The organism is Thiomicrospira sp. ALE5, assembly GCF_900112445.1.
GTDB lineage: Bacteria > Pseudomonadota > Gammaproteobacteria > Thiomicrospirales > Thiomicrospiraceae > Thiomicrospira.
In genome coordinates this window covers 490,167-505,842 of the sequence record NZ_FOYY01000003.1, presented here as the reverse complement: position 1 = coordinate 505,842, position 15,676 = coordinate 490,167, and the positions used below count along the sequence as shown (strand labels likewise).

The 15,676-nt window shown below is 46.1% G+C and carries 16 protein-coding genes; 6 read left to right on the top strand and 10 right to left on the bottom strand.

All coding sequences use genetic code 11. The features are described from left to right. Positions 1–246 precede the first annotated feature (246 nt). Complete coding sequence (locus BM293_RS02610) at positions 247–528, top strand: helix-turn-helix domain-containing protein (protein WP_234968868.1); 282 nt, start codon at positions 247–249, stop codon at positions 526–528. A gap of 251 nt (positions 529–779) precedes the next feature. Here the strand turns inward: BM293_RS02610 and BM293_RS02600 are convergent, their stop codons facing one another. The 6 genes from BM293_RS02600 to BM293_RS02580 form a co-directional block, all read right to left on the bottom strand. Continuing rightward, complete coding sequence (locus tag BM293_RS02600) at positions 780–857, bottom strand: hypothetical protein (RefSeq protein WP_234968931.1); 78 nt, start codon at positions 855–857, stop codon at positions 780–782. A gap of 174 nt (positions 858–1,031) precedes the next feature. Next, the gene (locus tag BM293_RS02595; RefSeq protein ID WP_234968930.1) at positions 1,032–1,958 is read right to left on the bottom strand and encodes a phosphohexomutase domain-containing protein; all 927 of its coding nucleotides are present in this window, start codon (positions 1,956–1,958) and stop codon (positions 1,032–1,034) included. A 14-nt stretch (positions 1,959–1,972) separates the two neighbouring features. After that, complete coding sequence (locus BM293_RS10310) at positions 1,973–2,131, bottom strand: hypothetical protein (protein ID WP_234968867.1); 159 nt, start codon at positions 2,129–2,131, stop codon at positions 1,973–1,975. Between the two features lie 75 nt (positions 2,132–2,206). Beyond that, a complete protein-coding gene (locus BM293_RS02590; protein WP_093446592.1) occupies positions 2,207–6,322 on the bottom strand; it encodes a hybrid sensor histidine kinase/response regulator in 4,116 nt (1,371 codons plus the stop codon). A gap of 14 nt (positions 6,323–6,336) precedes the next feature. Then, a complete protein-coding gene (locus BM293_RS02585) occupies positions 6,337–6,735 on the bottom strand; it encodes a response regulator (RefSeq protein ID WP_093446590.1) in 399 nt (132 codons plus the stop codon). A gap of 16 nt (positions 6,736–6,751) precedes the next feature. Continuing rightward, a complete protein-coding gene (locus BM293_RS02580; protein ID WP_093446589.1) occupies positions 6,752–7,825 on the bottom strand; it encodes a response regulator in 1,074 nt (357 codons plus the stop codon). A 170-nt stretch (positions 7,826–7,995) separates the two neighbouring features. On the opposite strand from BM293_RS02580, the gene BM293_RS02575 reads away from it, so the two are divergent. Continuing rightward, positions 7,996–8,547 carry a DUF2058 domain-containing protein gene (locus tag BM293_RS02575; RefSeq protein WP_093446587.1) on the top strand — a complete coding sequence of 184 codons (552 nt, stop codon included), beginning with the start codon at positions 7,996–7,998 and terminating at the stop codon, positions 8,545–8,547. Between the two features lie 61 nt (positions 8,548–8,608). After that, the gene (gene ilvA / locus BM293_RS02570; protein WP_093446586.1) at positions 8,609–10,138 is read left to right on the top strand and encodes a threonine ammonia-lyase, biosynthetic; all 1,530 of its coding nucleotides are present in this window, start codon (positions 8,609–8,611) and stop codon (positions 10,136–10,138) included. Positions 10,139–10,211: 73 nt separating this feature from the next. Here ilvA and BM293_RS02565 read toward each other — a convergent pair whose 3' ends face one another. Both BM293_RS02565 and BM293_RS02560 read right to left on the bottom strand, forming a co-directional pair. Next, positions 10,212–12,686, bottom strand: coding sequence for an ABC transporter permease (locus tag BM293_RS02565; RefSeq protein WP_093446584.1), 2,475 nt, complete (start codon positions 12,684–12,686; stop codon positions 10,212–10,214). Then, positions 12,677–13,369 carry an ABC transporter ATP-binding protein gene (locus BM293_RS02560; RefSeq protein WP_093447834.1) on the bottom strand — a complete coding sequence of 231 codons (693 nt, stop codon included), beginning with the start codon at positions 13,367–13,369 and terminating at the stop codon, positions 12,677–12,679. Before BM293_RS02560 ends, BM293_RS02565 begins: the two co-directional genes overlap by 10 nt. On the opposite strand from BM293_RS02560, the gene BM293_RS02555 reads away from it, so the two are divergent. Next, a complete protein-coding gene (locus BM293_RS02555; RefSeq protein WP_093446583.1) occupies positions 13,322–14,029 on the top strand; it encodes an arylesterase in 708 nt (235 codons plus the stop codon). The two genes, BM293_RS02560 and BM293_RS02555, sit on opposite strands and share 48 nt — an antisense overlap. Here BM293_RS02555 and smpB read toward each other — a convergent pair. Continuing rightward, positions 14,018–14,497, bottom strand: coding sequence for an SsrA-binding protein SmpB (gene smpB / locus BM293_RS02550; protein WP_234968865.1), 480 nt, complete (start codon positions 14,495–14,497; stop codon positions 14,018–14,020). The two genes, BM293_RS02555 and smpB, sit on opposite strands and share 12 nt — an antisense overlap. Before the next feature lie 43 nt (positions 14,498–14,540). Here smpB and BM293_RS02545 point away from each other — a divergent pair, with 43 nt between their 5' ends. After that, entirely contained in the window at positions 14,541–14,972 is a 432-nt protein-coding gene (locus BM293_RS02545) for a type II toxin-antitoxin system RatA family toxin (RefSeq protein WP_093447832.1), read from the top strand. Next, on the top strand, positions 14,965–15,279 hold the full coding sequence (locus BM293_RS02540) for an RnfH family protein (protein ID WP_093446580.1): 315 nt from the start codon (positions 14,965–14,967) through the stop codon (positions 15,277–15,279). The genes BM293_RS02545 and BM293_RS02540 overlap by 8 nt, the downstream gene beginning before the upstream one ends. Positions 15,280–15,310: 31 nt before the next feature. Here the strand turns inward: BM293_RS02540 and BM293_RS02535 are convergent, their stop codons facing one another. Continuing rightward, the gene (locus BM293_RS02535; protein WP_093446578.1) at positions 15,311–15,667 is read right to left on the bottom strand and encodes an outer membrane protein assembly factor BamE; all 357 of its coding nucleotides are present in this window, start codon (positions 15,665–15,667) and stop codon (positions 15,311–15,313) included. Between the last annotated feature and the right edge of the window lie 9 nt (positions 15,668–15,676).

The following is a 15,676-nucleotide window of genomic DNA, read 5'->3' as shown; positions in this document are numbered from 1 at the left end:
TGAGGGTCTTCCCCACGCCCGTGGGGGTGTTTCCAAATTAGCCGCCCGATAACCCGACCGCTTAAAGTCTTCCCCACGCCCGTGGGGGTGTTTCTTCTAAACGCGGGCACAGGTGATCATTTTACGAAAAGGCAGCCCGATTATTTAAAAACCAAAAATATATAGTTATATTTATCGTCTTGTTAAAATCTTAGATGTTCAAGATGGTTTTGAGTAATGTATCGTGCTCTGTAAAGGAAATTAAGTATGAAAATGATGACGCTGGACGAGTTAAAACAGGAAGCGTTTAAAAACCCTTATTTTAAAAAAGAATATGATGCGCTAGAGGATGAATTTCAGTTTATTGCGACCTTATTAACTATGCGCCAAAAAGCAGGTTTAACGCAAGATGAGCTTGCTGAAAAAATGGGTACAACTAAACGCAGCATAATCCGTCTAGAGTCTGGATCAGGTAATCCTGGTTGGAAAACCCTGCAAAAGTATGCGCATGCCTGTGGCTTTAAAATTCAGCTGCAATATACACACTAAAATCCTTTAGACAATCTATCGCTAACCCTTAGTGCTCTTTAAAAATATCGAATTTTAGCGATGATTAAAAATAGTGCATTTATTCACCGTAATATGTTTGAGCTCTAATAAGCAAGACGATGCAGCGACCTTCTTCTATTCGATAGACAATCCGGTCCTGGAAACTTAGGCGAATAGAGTAATAGCCTTTTAAGTCGCCTACCAGCGGTTTGCCGCTTTGTGGTGAAATCGAGATTTTGTTGCGCAAAATATCACAGGTGCAAGGTTTCTTGCAGGCTTTCATAATCATCAGCCGACATGATGATGGCATTGCCCGATTTGTGTTGCACTTCAATAATCTCGTGCTGCTGATTCGCTTGCTTAATGATTTCAAAATCCGTCTAGGTTGGCTTGCAGATGTCGGCTTAGGCGTTGTTGGTCAGCAAGATATCATCTAACGATAAGCCTTCTTTTTGCCAGTTAATGACGGTGAGGATTTGCTGCAGACTTCTGCTCGCGAAAATCTATGACGCAAGCGTCAAATCCTGCTTAAACTCCGCCATAAATGTCATCAGCCGCGCCAGGATGTTATCGACACCGCCGGCGATATTGGATTCAACATTCAGTGCTAACACGGGATCATGCAGCGATAGCCTCAGCAAAAACCAGCCTTGTTCATCGTCGGCTTGGCAGGCTACGCGGATACCTTCGTAATTATTGGGTACTTGTCGCCAGCCAGGTTGTTTTGCCACATAGTGAGTCAAGGCATCCAGCACCTGTTGGCCATAGTGTTGGAAGTCGGGCTGCAAAATATGAAAGCGGCATTCTTGTTCTTTAACCGGTTCTTGCAGGGTGGTAATCAGGCTGGTTAACGACCGATTTTGTAGTTTTGCTTTGGCCAGCTCAATAAGTAATTGCGTGACCAAGTAGGCGCCGTCATCTAAAAAGTAGTTGTCTTTTAATGCGGCATGCCCGGATGTTTCAATGGCTAAAGGCGTTAATACACCTTGGTTATTTAAGCGGATCGCTTCGTTGATGATGTTTTTATAGCCACGCTTAAAGCGATGATGCTTGCCTTGCAGTTGTTGTTCAATAAAATCAGTTAAGCCATCAGAGGTGACAGAATCGGTCACAATGGTTGCCCCCGGTGCGTCTTTAAGCAGGATGGCGGCCATCAGCGCAATTAAACGATTGCGGTTAATGGCCTGTCCGTGTTCATCGACGGCGGCACTTCGATCCACATCGGTATCAAAAATTAGCCCCAGATCGGCTTGGTGCTGTACTACAGCAGCACAAATTGATTGCATCGCTTGAGCATCCTCGGGGTTGGGCACATGATTGGGAAAATGACCATCAGGCGCTAAAAATTGGCTGCCTTGGGTATTGGCACCCAGCGGTAGCAAAACCTTATCGACAAAGAAGCCACCGGCACCATTACCGGCATCAACAATAATCTTTAGGCCTTTTAATGGTTGATGATAGTCACTAGCCAGTGCGCAAAGGCTTGGCCAATCGAGTTGGCATGGGCGGCGGTTAAATTAACCGGTTGATCGGCGATGCCGGCAACCGCCACGCCTCGAATGTCTGAACCATTTTGTAGTCGCACCCATGACGCCTGCTCCATAGACCACCTCGTTTAAATAATTGACGCCGTTTAGAGTATAACGCGGGGTGTTGGTTTACCTTAATAAATTAAATGTTAGTCGTTATTAGGCAGAAGTGCTAGAGCGTCCTCAAAGTCATAGTTTTCAATATGATTTTGAATCTTCTGTAGTGATTCGGGGTTCAAGTATTTTGCAAAATAGGCATGGTTTTCGTCAAAATAAATCGTTGATGTGCCATCGTATTCTTCAAGCAGCGTTTTGAAGTTAAGTAAAATGTCCGGCCAGTGTGATTCATCAATGACTTGTAGATTATGAGATTGCTTGGCTTGTTGTTCAACACAAAACTTGCTTAGCTCATTCATTGAGCGTTCAAATGAGCTTAACCAGGCCTGGTCGATTAACGACAACGCATGGTCTAATTGTTTTGCACGTACGTTATTTTCAATATCGCCTAAACGCTGCGCATATTCTACAAAACCAAAAGTGGCACACAAGCCTTTGAGCGTATGCGCTTGGCGCTCGCTTTCTTGCTGATTTTCGATTTTCAAGGTCTGCTGCAAAGCGGTTAATCCCGTGGCATAACGTTTGACAAAGTCGCATAGGGACGAAATTAGCAACTGTGGTTTGCTACCAAGGTTTTGTTTTAGCACCTGGGTGTTTAAACCAGATATTGCAGCTAAATCCGTTTCAATGGTCGCATCATCTTCTTGCTGAACCTCGATCCGCTGCGTTGCGCCTAACCAGTGGGCTAATAGAGTGTATAAGCTCGGCGGGTCAATCGGTTTGGTAAAGTGTGCATCCATGCCGGCGGCTTCACAGCGCTGACGCTCCTCCTCAAACGCATGGGCTGTCATGGCAATAATAGGTATCGTCAGACCCGCTGCACGCATTGCGCGGGTTGCACTCAAACCATCCATCACCGGCATTTGGATATCCATCAACACTAAATCAAAGGCCTTACCGCTTTTTGTTGCAAGATAAAGTGCGATTTCGCCATTATCTGCGCTAATGACCTCTGCACGGGTTTCTGCCAAAAGCTCTTCGGCAATCTGTTGATTAATCGGATTGTCTTCCACCAATAAAATACGCTTACCGGTTAAGTCCGGATAGCCCTCAAGGTCTTCAGCTGACTTCACGCTTTGATCACCAAAAAGCAAGCCACGCAGTTGGGCTGAAAATACCGGCTTCATCAAGGTATGATCAATTGAGGCGGTTTGAGTCATATCCCCCAGCTCAGACACATCGTAAAATGACATCAATACACAGTGTTTTGCCAGCTGAGGATAAGCTTGCTGAATCTCCTGTATGAGCGTTACGCCATCTTTTTCGGGCATTTGCCAGTCGATAAACGCCCAGGCAGGTAACGCTTTAGCTTCGGCAAGGTATTGCTGTGCTTGTGTAGGCGAATCAAAAATTACCGATTCGATGTCAAATAGTGCTAACTGCGCACTGACCTGTTGAGCAGCGAGGGGGTGATCATCAACAATCAGCGCTGTTTGTTCAAGAGCTTGGCAATTAGAATGGCAAGGTTGATTTTCAAAACAAACATTCGTTGTGAAGGTAAATCGACTTCCAACACCCGGTTCACTGCTGACGGTTAAATCGCCCCCCATTAAGCGCGCCAAATTGCGAGAGATCGCCAGGCCTAATCCAGTACCGCCGTATTTGCGGGTGGTGCTGGCGTCGGCTTGGGAAAACTCGGTAAAGAGTTTTTGTATTTGCGCCTCGGTCATGCCGATGCCGGTATCTTCTACCACAAAACTCAGCATCCAACTGCTTTCATCGAACCTAACCTTAAGCCGAATATAACCCTGCTCAGTAAATTTCACTGCATTATTCAGCAGATTGATTAAGATTTGACTTAACCGAGTGGCATCGCCATAAACTTGAGACGCATAACAAGCGGTTAACTCCGGTGCAATATCGACCACAATTTCTAAGCGTTTAGTGCGCGCCGCAACCTGTACCGGCAAGATCGCATCTTGAAGCAATTGTTCGATATCGAGTTTAATTTCTTCTAGTTCAAGCTTGCCGGCCTCGATTTTTGAGAAATCGAGTATGTCGTTGATAATCGTCAGCAAACCATCAGCCGAACGTTTAATCTTTTCGACATAGTCACGCTGTTTTGCATCAAGTTGTGTTTTTAATGCTAAATGCGACATGCCTAAAATCGCATTCATCGGGGTTCTAATTTCATGGCTCATGTTGGCGAGGAAGTTCGACTTAGTCACCGCCGCTTGTTCCGCATTGCGTTTTTCGATTTCTAGCTTTTCCAACAATTCTTTTTGCTCTGTGGCTTGGCGCAAACTGGCAATCAGTACACCACAGGTATTATTAAACGGCTCTAAAAACTCCGCTAAATCGAGCGAATAGTCATCTGGGCTGTTAGCAATACCATAGACACCAATCAATTCACCGGCTTGGAAAATAGGCACACCCATGTATTTGCGCAAGGGTGGGTGACCATGCGGTGTATGACCGCCACGCGGGTCGTTTTGCATGTCATTGCCAATGATAATCTGCTCTTGATACATCGGCATGCCAATCATGGTTTCGCTGCTGCAAAGCAGCATATCTTGGCTTTTGAGCTTTTCATAGAGTTCGTAAGACGGTTCATCCCACGAAATATTGGTAATCGCGTGAATTTTAAGGCAACGCTCGCCGTCTTCATGAAACAACACCTCGCCGATAAAACCCTGTTCACTGTCGGTAATTTCTAATAGACTGTGTAACAAATCATCCCAAACCTGATCTTGGTTATCGGTAATCGCCACAAACTCTTCGGTTGCTTTTTTTAACGCAGCCAACAGCTTAGTTCTTAAATCTGTTGCCTTCAGTTGTTTTTCACGTTCACTTAAGTCGGTTACGATACCAATAAAACTTAGTGCGTTACCATTTTCAACTCGGCTAATCGCAAGATGAATTGGAAACTCTTCTCCCTGTTTATTGATAGCGGTGACTTCACGCCCCGTGCCAATAATTTTGTTGATGCCGGTTTCAACTTGATTAGCCACATATTGGTCATGGTGTTGGGCATAAGACTGCGGCATCAGGATATTCACGTTCTGCCCAAGTAGTTCATCTTGTGGATAACCAAATAACCTTAACGCTGCTTGGTTAACACGAATAATTTCTGCTCGTGCGTTAATTTGAATAATCCCTGCGGCAGCGGAGTTTAAAATCGCTTCGTTTTCTTGTAAGGGTATAATCGCAAGCTGCCTGATGCCTCTTCCATAGCCGATTAATAATCCCAGTAAAATAAAAGTACCGATTAGCCACAGTAAATGTTGAAGGGTTTTGTCAAGCATACGTTGGCGATATGCGTCTCTTAACTGCTGCTCGATAATGTGCAGTGTCTGGTTAGTTTGACTATAAAACGGGCGCGATACATCCGGCCCGAAATTAATGTGTTGGTTCGGTTGATAGGTTTTGTCCAACATTGGTTGGATATAGTCAGCAATCAGCACTTGATAGAGCTTCGCATCCTGCTCCAAATGCACTAATAATTCTGTCGAAAACCTGTCACTGTTGGATGTTAAATGATTCGTTAGCCTATTAAACTCCAATTGACTTCTATCAAATCGGGCACGCAATAACTCACGCTGGTCAAATTGTGCTGATGCATCCATAACGCGCACTGTGCTTAAAATCATCGATAACCCTTCACGATAATTCAAATACATACGTAATAAAGTCATATGGTCGGTAATCAACGGCTCGGAAATCGGCGTTTGAAAAAACAAATTGGTCATCGAAACAACAAGTTGGGTGTGGATATTGATGCCCTTTAGCTGGAACTCTTCCGCTAAAGACTGGCATGAATCCGCAGTTTGACATCGGTAAAGCTGATCACGCTTCAAGTCAAACTCTGTCGTTAAAATACGAAGATATGGTATATCGGCGCTTGTTTGATTTAACAAATCGGTTGAGAAGGCTAAATCCGCTAAACGCAGGGTATCGGTCGTTAGAGTGTCCAGTTCATGCTCAATCACAATGTCCGGAGAATAACCAAACACATAACCACGTCGTGATTCCTGCGTAATCGCAAAACCATAGTCAATCAAGGTTGAGAGACCATCCAATTGCTTTTGATAGTCAAATCTCTCCTTAAACAGCATCGCAGCATAACCTGCCATCGCAATGACCATGACTAAAGTGATGACAAACGCTGTCGTTAAATGGCGATTTAAACGCTGTATTGAGTTTTGCATTTGACCAGGCCTGGTTATGAATTGGGAACTAAACGTGAGATTTTGGCAGCCAATGTTTTGGCATTAAACGGTTTGACAATAAAATCATCCGCACCGGCTTTTATCGCCGTTTGCACTATGCTAGAAGCGGTATCCGCCGTGATCATCATAAACTTGGAAGCGGCCAAATGAGGCAAGGGTTTTACTTGGGTTAATAAGTCTACGCCGCTGAGATTGGGCATATTGTTATCCAGCAGAATCAGGTCAAACGGGCGTTTTTGCAATATCTGTAATGCTTTTTCTGGGCTATTTAAAATAGCAATTTTTCTATAGCCCTCGGCATACAAAAACGAGCTAATTAGCGAGCACATTTGCGGCGTATCATCGACAAGCAAAATAGAGAGTTGTGTATTTTCTTTTGGTTTTTCTAACATAGTGTCTAAATCGTGGTTAATCTGCCCATTGTTGACTAATTGCTAAGACCTCTGATTCAACTCGCACAAAACAGGCAAACAATTCAGGATCGAAATGTTTTTCACTCATATCCTGCATAATCTCAAGTGCTTTATCATGGCTAGAGGGTTGTTTGTAAGGTCGTGAAGAGCGCAGGGCATCATAGACATCGGCTAGTGCCATCAAACGACCCGCCAATGGAATTGACGTGCCAGCTAGTTGATTAGGGTAACCACTACCATCCCATTTCTCATGGTGGCTAATGGCAATGGCTTTGGCCATATCTAAATAATCGCCATAACTGCCCATTGACTTTGCCGCTGCCTCCAAAATGTCGTAGCCACGTTGCGCATGACTTTTCATAACTGCAAATTCGTCATCGGTAAGTTTGCCCGGTTTTAGAAGAATGTGATCTGGTATGGTTATTTTACCAACATCGTGTAATGGGGCACAGCGTGTCATCAGTTCAATATCAGAATCATTCAACTGCAAATGGGGTAAGTTGCGCTGCGCTTGCTGTGCTATCAATCTGACAAAATGCTGGGTACGTTTGATGTGCATGCCGGTATCTTCATCGCGGAACTCTGCCAATGAAATCATTACGGACAAGCTAGCATCTTGAAGATGATAAATGTCACTCAAACGCTTTTCTAATTTTGCTTCAAGGTCATTGTTTTGTTGGCGCAAACTGTCGTTGTAGCGTTTTAATTGCAACTGGGTGCGAATGCGTGCTTGCAATACACTAGGATTGATCGGCTTTGTGATAAAGTCGTTACCACCGACTGCTAATGCCTTCTCTTCATCTTCAGGTTCATTAAGTGCAGTTATAAATAAAACAGGAATTGATTGCGTGGCAGGGTTGGTTTTGATCTGCTGACACACTTCATAGCCATCCATATCAGGCATCATGACATCTAACAACACTAGGTCAGCAGTAATTTTTTCCAGTAGTTTTAATGCTTTAATACCCGAATTTGCTGACTTTACAGAATATTCGTCCTCAAGCAAGCCGTTGAGAAGAGTTAGGTTAGCAGGTGTATCGTCAACACAGAGAATGATGGGTTTGGACATTTTAAGCCTGTCTTTTTCAAAATTACTCAGCAACTCTACACTATTAATCAAATTTGGGTTTAGAAAATTTCGTATTTTGGTCTAGAACTGTTGCTGCTAAATGTTCAATTATTTAATTACAGTTCCATTTAAAGCTTTAAAATAACGCACATTATGTTTGGAGTGTTGCCATGGCATCGTTATTGGATCAAATGAAAAAAGCAGGGCTGGTGAATGAGCACAAAGCCAAGCAAGCTAAAAAAGAAAAATATCAACAGACCAAAAAACAGCGTCAGCAGGGTGGCAAGTCTGTTACGACTACGGCAGATTTGGCAGCAGAAGCCGCAGCGCAAAAAGCTGAAAAGGATCGCCAGTTAAATTTAGTGCGCCAGCAGCAGCAAGCAGAAAAAGCCAAGCAGGCCGAACTGAAGCAAATCTTATCCGTGCATGGTTTAAAACATTACAGTGGTGAGCAAACGTTTAATTTTGTGGATGGCATCCAGGTAAAAACCTTGGCGGTGAATGACAAAACCCATGCAGGCCTGGTGGCCGGGGCCATTCGTATTGTGCGTTGGGAGGGGAGCTATGTTTTAGTGGCGTCCGAGCTCACGGATAAAATTAACCAGCGTGATGACCAAGTGTTGATACCACTTGCGACCGATGCGACAGCCAATGATGGCTTGTCTGATGAAGACCGCGACTACTATGCTAAGTTTGCCATTCCTGATGATTTAGTTTGGTAATGACTCGCTTGGGTTACTCGTGTATCTTGTTATAATGGCATTTTGGTTGGAAAATTAGAGTATGGCACTTCACGAACAAGTCCTTAAAAATGTGTTATCGGTGCCGGTTTATGATGTGGCGGAGGAAACGCCATTAGAACTGGCGCCGTTGTTATCGCAAAAATTACTCAACCAGGTCTGGTTAAAGCGCGAAGATTTGCAGCCGGTGTTTTCGTTCAAGTTGCGCGGCGCCTATGCCAAGATGGTCAAACTTACGCCCGCACAACAGGCGGCAGGGGTCATTGCTGCGTCGGCAGGTAATCATGCGCAGGGCGTGGCCCTGTCAGCCAAAAAAATGGGTATCAAAGCCATTATTGTGATGCCACAAACCACGCCGCCGATCAAGGTGAACGCGGTAAAGCGCTTGGGCGCTGAAGTCGTCCTGCACGGTGAGGCCTTTGATGAGGCGGCGGTTTACGCTAAACAATTAATGCGCGAGCAGGGCTTAACCTTTATTCATCCTTATGATGATGAAGATGTCATTGCCGGACAGGGCACAATTGCACTAGAAATATTACGCCAACATCCTAAGCCTTTTGATGTGGTGTTTGTGTGTGTCGGTGGCGGCGGTTTGATTGCCGGTATTGCTGCGGTCTTAAAACAAATTTGGCCCAAAACGCGTATTGTTGGGGTAGAAGCTGAAGATGCCGCTTCGATGACCCAAGCCTTAGCCGCAAAAGAGCGGGTGGTATTACCGCAAGTCGGTTTATTTGCCGATGGCGCGGCGGTCGCCCAAGTCGGTGAAAAACCGTTTGAAATCGCTTTGGCTTGTGTGGATGAAATGATAACAGTGTCAACAGACGAAATTTGTGCGGCTATTAAAGATGTGTTTGAAGATACGCGGGCTATTTCTGAACCAGCAGGTGCGTTGGCCGTCGCGGGTTTGAAAAAGTTTGTCCAACAACGCGGTGTGTCTAATTTGAGTTTGGGCGCAATTGTCAGTGGCGCGAATATGAACTTTGACCGCTTGCATCATATTGCGGAGCGTACTGAGCTAGGTGAAAAACGTGAAGCGATTTTTGCGGTCAAAATTAAAGAACAGCCGGGCAGTTTTAAACGTTTTTGTGAAGATTTAGGGGCGCAGCGAGTCATTACCGAGTTTAATTATCGCTATGCCGATGACCAAGAAGCCTTGGTGTTTGTGGGAGTGCGCACCAGCGGCGGCTATGCCGAACAACAACAGCTAGTTGGGCATTTACGCGAGCTGGGTTATGAGGTGGAGGATATGTCCGACAACGAGTTAGCCAAGTTACATTTGCGTCATTTGGTGGGCGGGCGCGTCCCCGGCCTAGCCGATGAGAAGGTCTATCGTTTTGAGTTCCCTGAACGCCCAGGCGCATTGCTTAACTTTTTAAGCCGCATGAGTGTTGAGTGGAATATTAGTTTGTTTCACTATCGTAATCACAGCGATGCGTTTGGTCGCGTGTTAGTGGGCGTGCAGGTGCCTGATCAGCATCATGCTGATTTTGAGGCCTATTTAGATTGCTTAAAATACCCCTATGTGTCTGAGCAGGACAACCCGGGTTATAAATTGTTTTTAAGCTCTAAATAAACCGCTGGGTAAGAAAACCGCTAAGTAGGTTTAAGCAGGCTTGCGCAAGATTAAGCAGGCCTGCTGATTGTGGTTAATCGGCCTGTAAGGCTTGCAGCAATTGCTTGGGTGTTTGGCGCAACGGATGTCGCTGGGTCAGCCAACCAATCAGAAGCAATAACAGTGCACTTATCACAATGGCGCTCAGCCATATCCAAGGGTTAAATCCTACGCTCAGTTCTAGCCAAAAATGCGCAATCAGCATACTGGCTAGTTGGCCTAAACTAGCCGCAAATAGACCGCCTAACATACCGATTAACACAAACTCGGTTAAACCAATCTTAATAATGTCCGCTTGTTTAGCGCCGAGCGTTCGAAGTAATAGCCAGGTTCTCAGGCGTGCTAACTGGGTCGATTGGGTGGCGGTAAACACGACCACTAGGCTGGCCACGAGCGTAAACATATAGAGCAAGGTGACGGCCATCGCTGCTTGACTCATAATGTCTCGAATTTGGTGAATCATAGCCCGCGCATCGACCCATAACACCCCTGAAAACTGTTCATTAATCGCTAAACGCAATGCTAGCGTAGCCGTTTCATCCAGGTTAGATTGGAAATTGGTAATGTAGGTAATAGGCAAAGACTGTTCAGTGGGTTCTAAAATAAAAAAGAAGTTTAACCGAAAGCTTTGCCAGTCGACTTCACGTAAGCTGCGCACTTGATACTGGCGTGTTTCACCAATCAGGTCATAGGTCAGCACATCGCCTAACGCTAGGCCAAACAGTTCGGCAATCTCCGCTTCGATTGACACACCAGGTAGGTCGGTTTGCCATTGATTATCGGGTAGCTGCGCCGTGATACGGTTATAGTCGGGGGGCGCTGATAATACCGCAATATTGGCTTCGCGCTCCAATAGGCGTTTAGCGCGCGGTTCGTCAAATTGGCTGGCACGCATCGGTTGGTCATTTTTCGCCACCAACCGACCTCGTACCATGGGTACTAGTTCGGCGGTTAAATTTTGCTCGGCTAAGAGTCTCGCGACACCTTCATGTTGATCCGGCTGAATATTCATCACAAAGGTATCAGGCATATCGGCAGGCAGGGTAGCTTGCCAGGCGTTGAGTAAATCATGACGCACAAATGACATGACCAGTAGCACAAAAATCACCAAGCCAATCGCAACGAGTTGCGTCACTACCAGGCCTGGTGCCCGTGTTAAACCAGCAATGGCGACGCGTAACCAACCTCGGGTAAAAGGTTGAATCTTAACTAGACCCCAAAGTAGCAGGCCTGCTAGCAGGGCTAGTAATGCGCCGCCAATTAATAAGCTTGGCAGTGCCCAAATGAGCAGCTGGTTATTGAGCAGCAGGGACATCAGTAAGAATAGCAGCACCAGGCTGACTAATAAGGCTGTTAAGGCACTTTTAGGGCTTAAATCTTGGCGTAACACACTGAGTGGCGAGACTTGCATGGCACGATAAAACGCCGGCCAAGAAAAGGTCCATAGCGCGAGCGTACCACTGAGCAAGCCCAATAGCATGGCGGTGCCAGGCGCAGCAATCACCAAGGGACTAAAGTAATTGGCCAGCACCGGTGTGAGAAGATAAAACAAGGCCAATCCCAACAGGATACCTAGACCGCTTGCAAATAGGGCTAGAAAGGTTAATTGGAGTGCAAATAAACTCACCAAGCGGCGGCTGGTTGCACCGGTGGCGCGTAATAGTGCTAGCGTCGCGGTCCAGCGTTTTAGATAAAACTGGCTAGCTATCAGAATCGCCAGGCCTGCTACGAGTACGGTGGCCAGGGACGCCAGGTCTAAAAATAGCCATGCGGTGTTAAGTGCGCGTTCAAGATCTGGGGTCGGTGCGCGGGCTTGAATGATTTGCCAATGCGGTTCGTCGGCTTCAACCAAGCGTAAATAGAGTTCATCTAGGGCTTGTGCTGCGCCACTAAACCCAAGCTCGAAGGTTGCCCGGCTGCCTGGGCCGAGTAAACCTAAGGCGTCAATCTGTTCAATTGGCAAAATAACCTGTGGCGCGAATTGACTAAAGGTGGCTTGAAACACATCTTGATCACTTAACCAGTCGAGCGCAATAAAATCTCGCGATCCAAGAGTCAATTGATTGCCCAGTTCTAGTCCTAGCAGGCCTGCTAATTGTGGATCAGCGAACACGGCGCTATCGCCCAATTCATTTAAGCTTTTGTGGTTTTGTGTGCGCAGCTGTCCTCGTAATGGATAGTTGGCTGATACACCTTTGAGCATGACCATTTGAAATTGATCTTGGTGCAGTGCCATAGTGGTCAGGCTGAGTGTTTCGCTGGTGGCCAACTGGTTATCCGCTGCCCATTCCTGCCAGCTGGACTCAATCGGGCGAGTAGAGCGGATGACCAGATCAGCGGATAAGGATTCAGCCGCTTTGCTCAACATGCTTTTTTGCACTGTTTGCGCGACCTGTTCAACCAAGGTCACGCTGGTGCTGGCAATCACTACGGCAATCCATAGCCACAACCAATCGCCACGACGAATGCCGCGCCAAAACCAACGCAGTGCCGTGTTAATTAGTGGCATAGCTGATCCTCAAGGAGCAGACCCTGTTCAAGACGGACTTGGCGTTGGCAACGCGCAGCATAGTCCACGTCGTGGGTGACGAGAATTAAGGTGGTGTGATCTTGCAAGTTAAATAGCAAATCCTGCACTTGATGAGCGGTGGTTTCATCCAAGTTGCCAGTAGGTTCATCGGCAAACAAAATCTTGGGTTGGGTGACGAGGGCGCGTGCAATCGCGACGCGTTGTTGTTCGCCACCCGATAGGGATTGTGGCCGATGGTGTAAACGGTGAGTCAGGCCTACTGATTCCAGCGCTTGCTCTGCGCGTTGCTTGGGCTGATCTAGGTTAAAGAGTTCCAGAGGCATCATGACATTTTCGAGTGCGGTTAAGCCCGACATGAGTTGAAAGTTTTGAAACACAAAGCCCACTGATTGGGCGCGAATTTGCGCACGTTGATCTTCATTAAGTTGACTTAGATTATGGGATAGCAAGCGCACATCACCGCGTGTGGCGGTGTCTAATCCGGCCATTAAAGCAAGTAGTGTGGATTTTCCGGAACCAGAGCGCCCTACTATCGCTAAACTTTGTTGTGGCTCGACTTCTAGTTCACAGCCCTTTAAGATAGCCAAAGGTGAAGACGCAGAGGATACTTCGTAATGAACATTGTGCAAGCTCAAAATAGAATTAGTCGGGTTGTCAGTCATGGATTATGTTCTCTTTATCATCCGTTAGTGCGTGTGATAACGCTGCTACTTGTAAGTTGGGTGTTACTGTTAGCCAGTCAATCGGCACAGTCCTCTTCATCTACCTTGTTGGTTTTGGGCGATAGCCTGAGTGCGGCTTATGGTATTCCGCAAGAGAACGGTTGGGTGTCCCTATTAGACCAAAAACTGACTCAGCAGACTATGCAACAATTAAAAAACGTACAAGTGATCAATGCCAGTTTGAGTGGTGAAACCACCTCGGGCGGTTTGCAGCGTTTACCAGGCCTGCTGGCACAACATCAACCCGCTTATGTGATTATTGAGCTGGGCGCCAATGATGCCCTGCGCGGTCAAAACTTGAATCAAACTCAACGCAACCTAGCGCAAATGATTGAGTTGAGTCAGCAGCAGGGCGCCAAAGTGAAGTTGTTGGGTATTCGATTGCCGCCTAATTATGGGCCGGCGTTTGATCGACGTTTAGCGCAAATGTATCTGCAGTTGGCTGAAGAATATCAGGTGCCGCTCGATCCTTTTTTTCTGGCTGATGTGGCGTTGAATCAGGAGTTAATGCTAGATGATGGCTTACACCCCAATGCCGCCGCTCAACCTATTATTCTAGCGAGACTTTGGCCACAGTTGCAGGCCTGGTTAACCGAATGATTTGAGAATACGTTGCTTGTCGCGATTCCAATCGCGCTCTTTTTCGGTGGCGCGTTTGTCATGCAGTTTTTTACCTTTCGCTAAACCTATGTCGATTTTTACTCGACCTTGGTGCCAATGTAAATTAAGAGACACAACGGTATAGCCTTTTTGATCAACCTGGCCCATTAAACGGTCAATTTGACGCCGGTGCATCAATAATTTACGCGTCCGCAATGGGTCGTGGATTTGATGAGAGGAGGCTGTAATGAGCGGGGTAATCAGCGCACCAAATAACCAAGCCTCATTGTTTTTAAACAGAATGTAGCTTTCGTTAATTTGAACCTTACCCGCACGCAGGCTTTTGATTTCCCAGCCTTCTAACACCAGGCCTGCTTCAAAGGTTTCTTCAATGAAATAATCGAAGCGCGCTTTGCGGTTTTCGGCGATGCGATTAGAGTGGTTTTGTTTCTTGGATTTTTTTGCCATAATGACTCGCATTATAACCAAGTTTGCTCAAAAAAAGACGGCTATGAAAAAAATTTCCCGCACCGCTTTATTAAATTACTCGGCAAAACAAATGTATGACGTGGTAAACGATGTCGCACGTTATCCGGAGTTTTTGCCTTGGTGTGGTGGTGCGCGCGTATTAATGGCGGATGAGCTTTCCATGCAAGCGGAAGTGACGATTGCTAAATTGGGGTTGAAGCAAGTATTCAAGACCCAGAATCATCTGACGCCGAATCAGCGTATCGAAATGCGTCTTTTGGAAGGCCCGTTTAGTCATTTACAGGGTGAATGGACCTTTAAAGCATTGGGTGAACAGGCCTGCAAAATTAATTTTGAGATTGAGTTTGAAGTCAGTTCTGGCCTATTAAAGGTAGCGCTCAATAGTATTTTTGAGCAGATTGCCAATACCTTTGTTAGCAGTTTTGTTGCCCGAGCGGAGCAAATTTATGGCTAATCTAGATAACAGTGACGTTGCGCATTCCGACACGAATTCTGACTGGATTGTGGTCGAAGTGGCCTATGCCTTGCCTGATAAACAGTCTTTGTACTCGTTGCGTGTGCCCCTCAATACCACTGCGATAGATGCCGTTAAGTTAAGTCCGCTGCAGGCAGACTATCCTGAAGCTGTGCTGGATAAGCTGGGTATTTTTAGCCGTCCAGTGTCGCAAGATACCTTATTACGTGATGGTGATCGGGTTGAGGTATATCGCCCGCTAAAAGTTGATCCCAAAGAACGCCGCCGCAAGGCGGCAGCACAATAAGTTGCGATAGGTAGATTGAAGATATTAGGCGTTAAAGTTTGATTTTTCGGCTTTGTTCTTTAATGACTTGCCAGTTTGACAAGAAACCTTGCTCATCAAATTCTAAGCGTAAGTGACCGGCTGCATCTGGATGATTGTTTTGTTGGCTAGTGGCATAGGTATAATCCCAAATATGTGGGCGAAACGGATGCTGGCCATAGTGAGGCCCGAGTAAGCTGCGCACTTGTTGTTTGCTTAGCCCTACTTGCAGCTCTTCAAGCATTGCCGGTTCGATTACAATACCTTGTGCAATAGGGGCTTTAAAGGGTTTTATGCCACCACATCCGCTCAGAAATAAGCCAAGAATTGCAATCCAGCTTAGGTGTAATATTGGTCTTTTTCTGCTCATATACCTTCC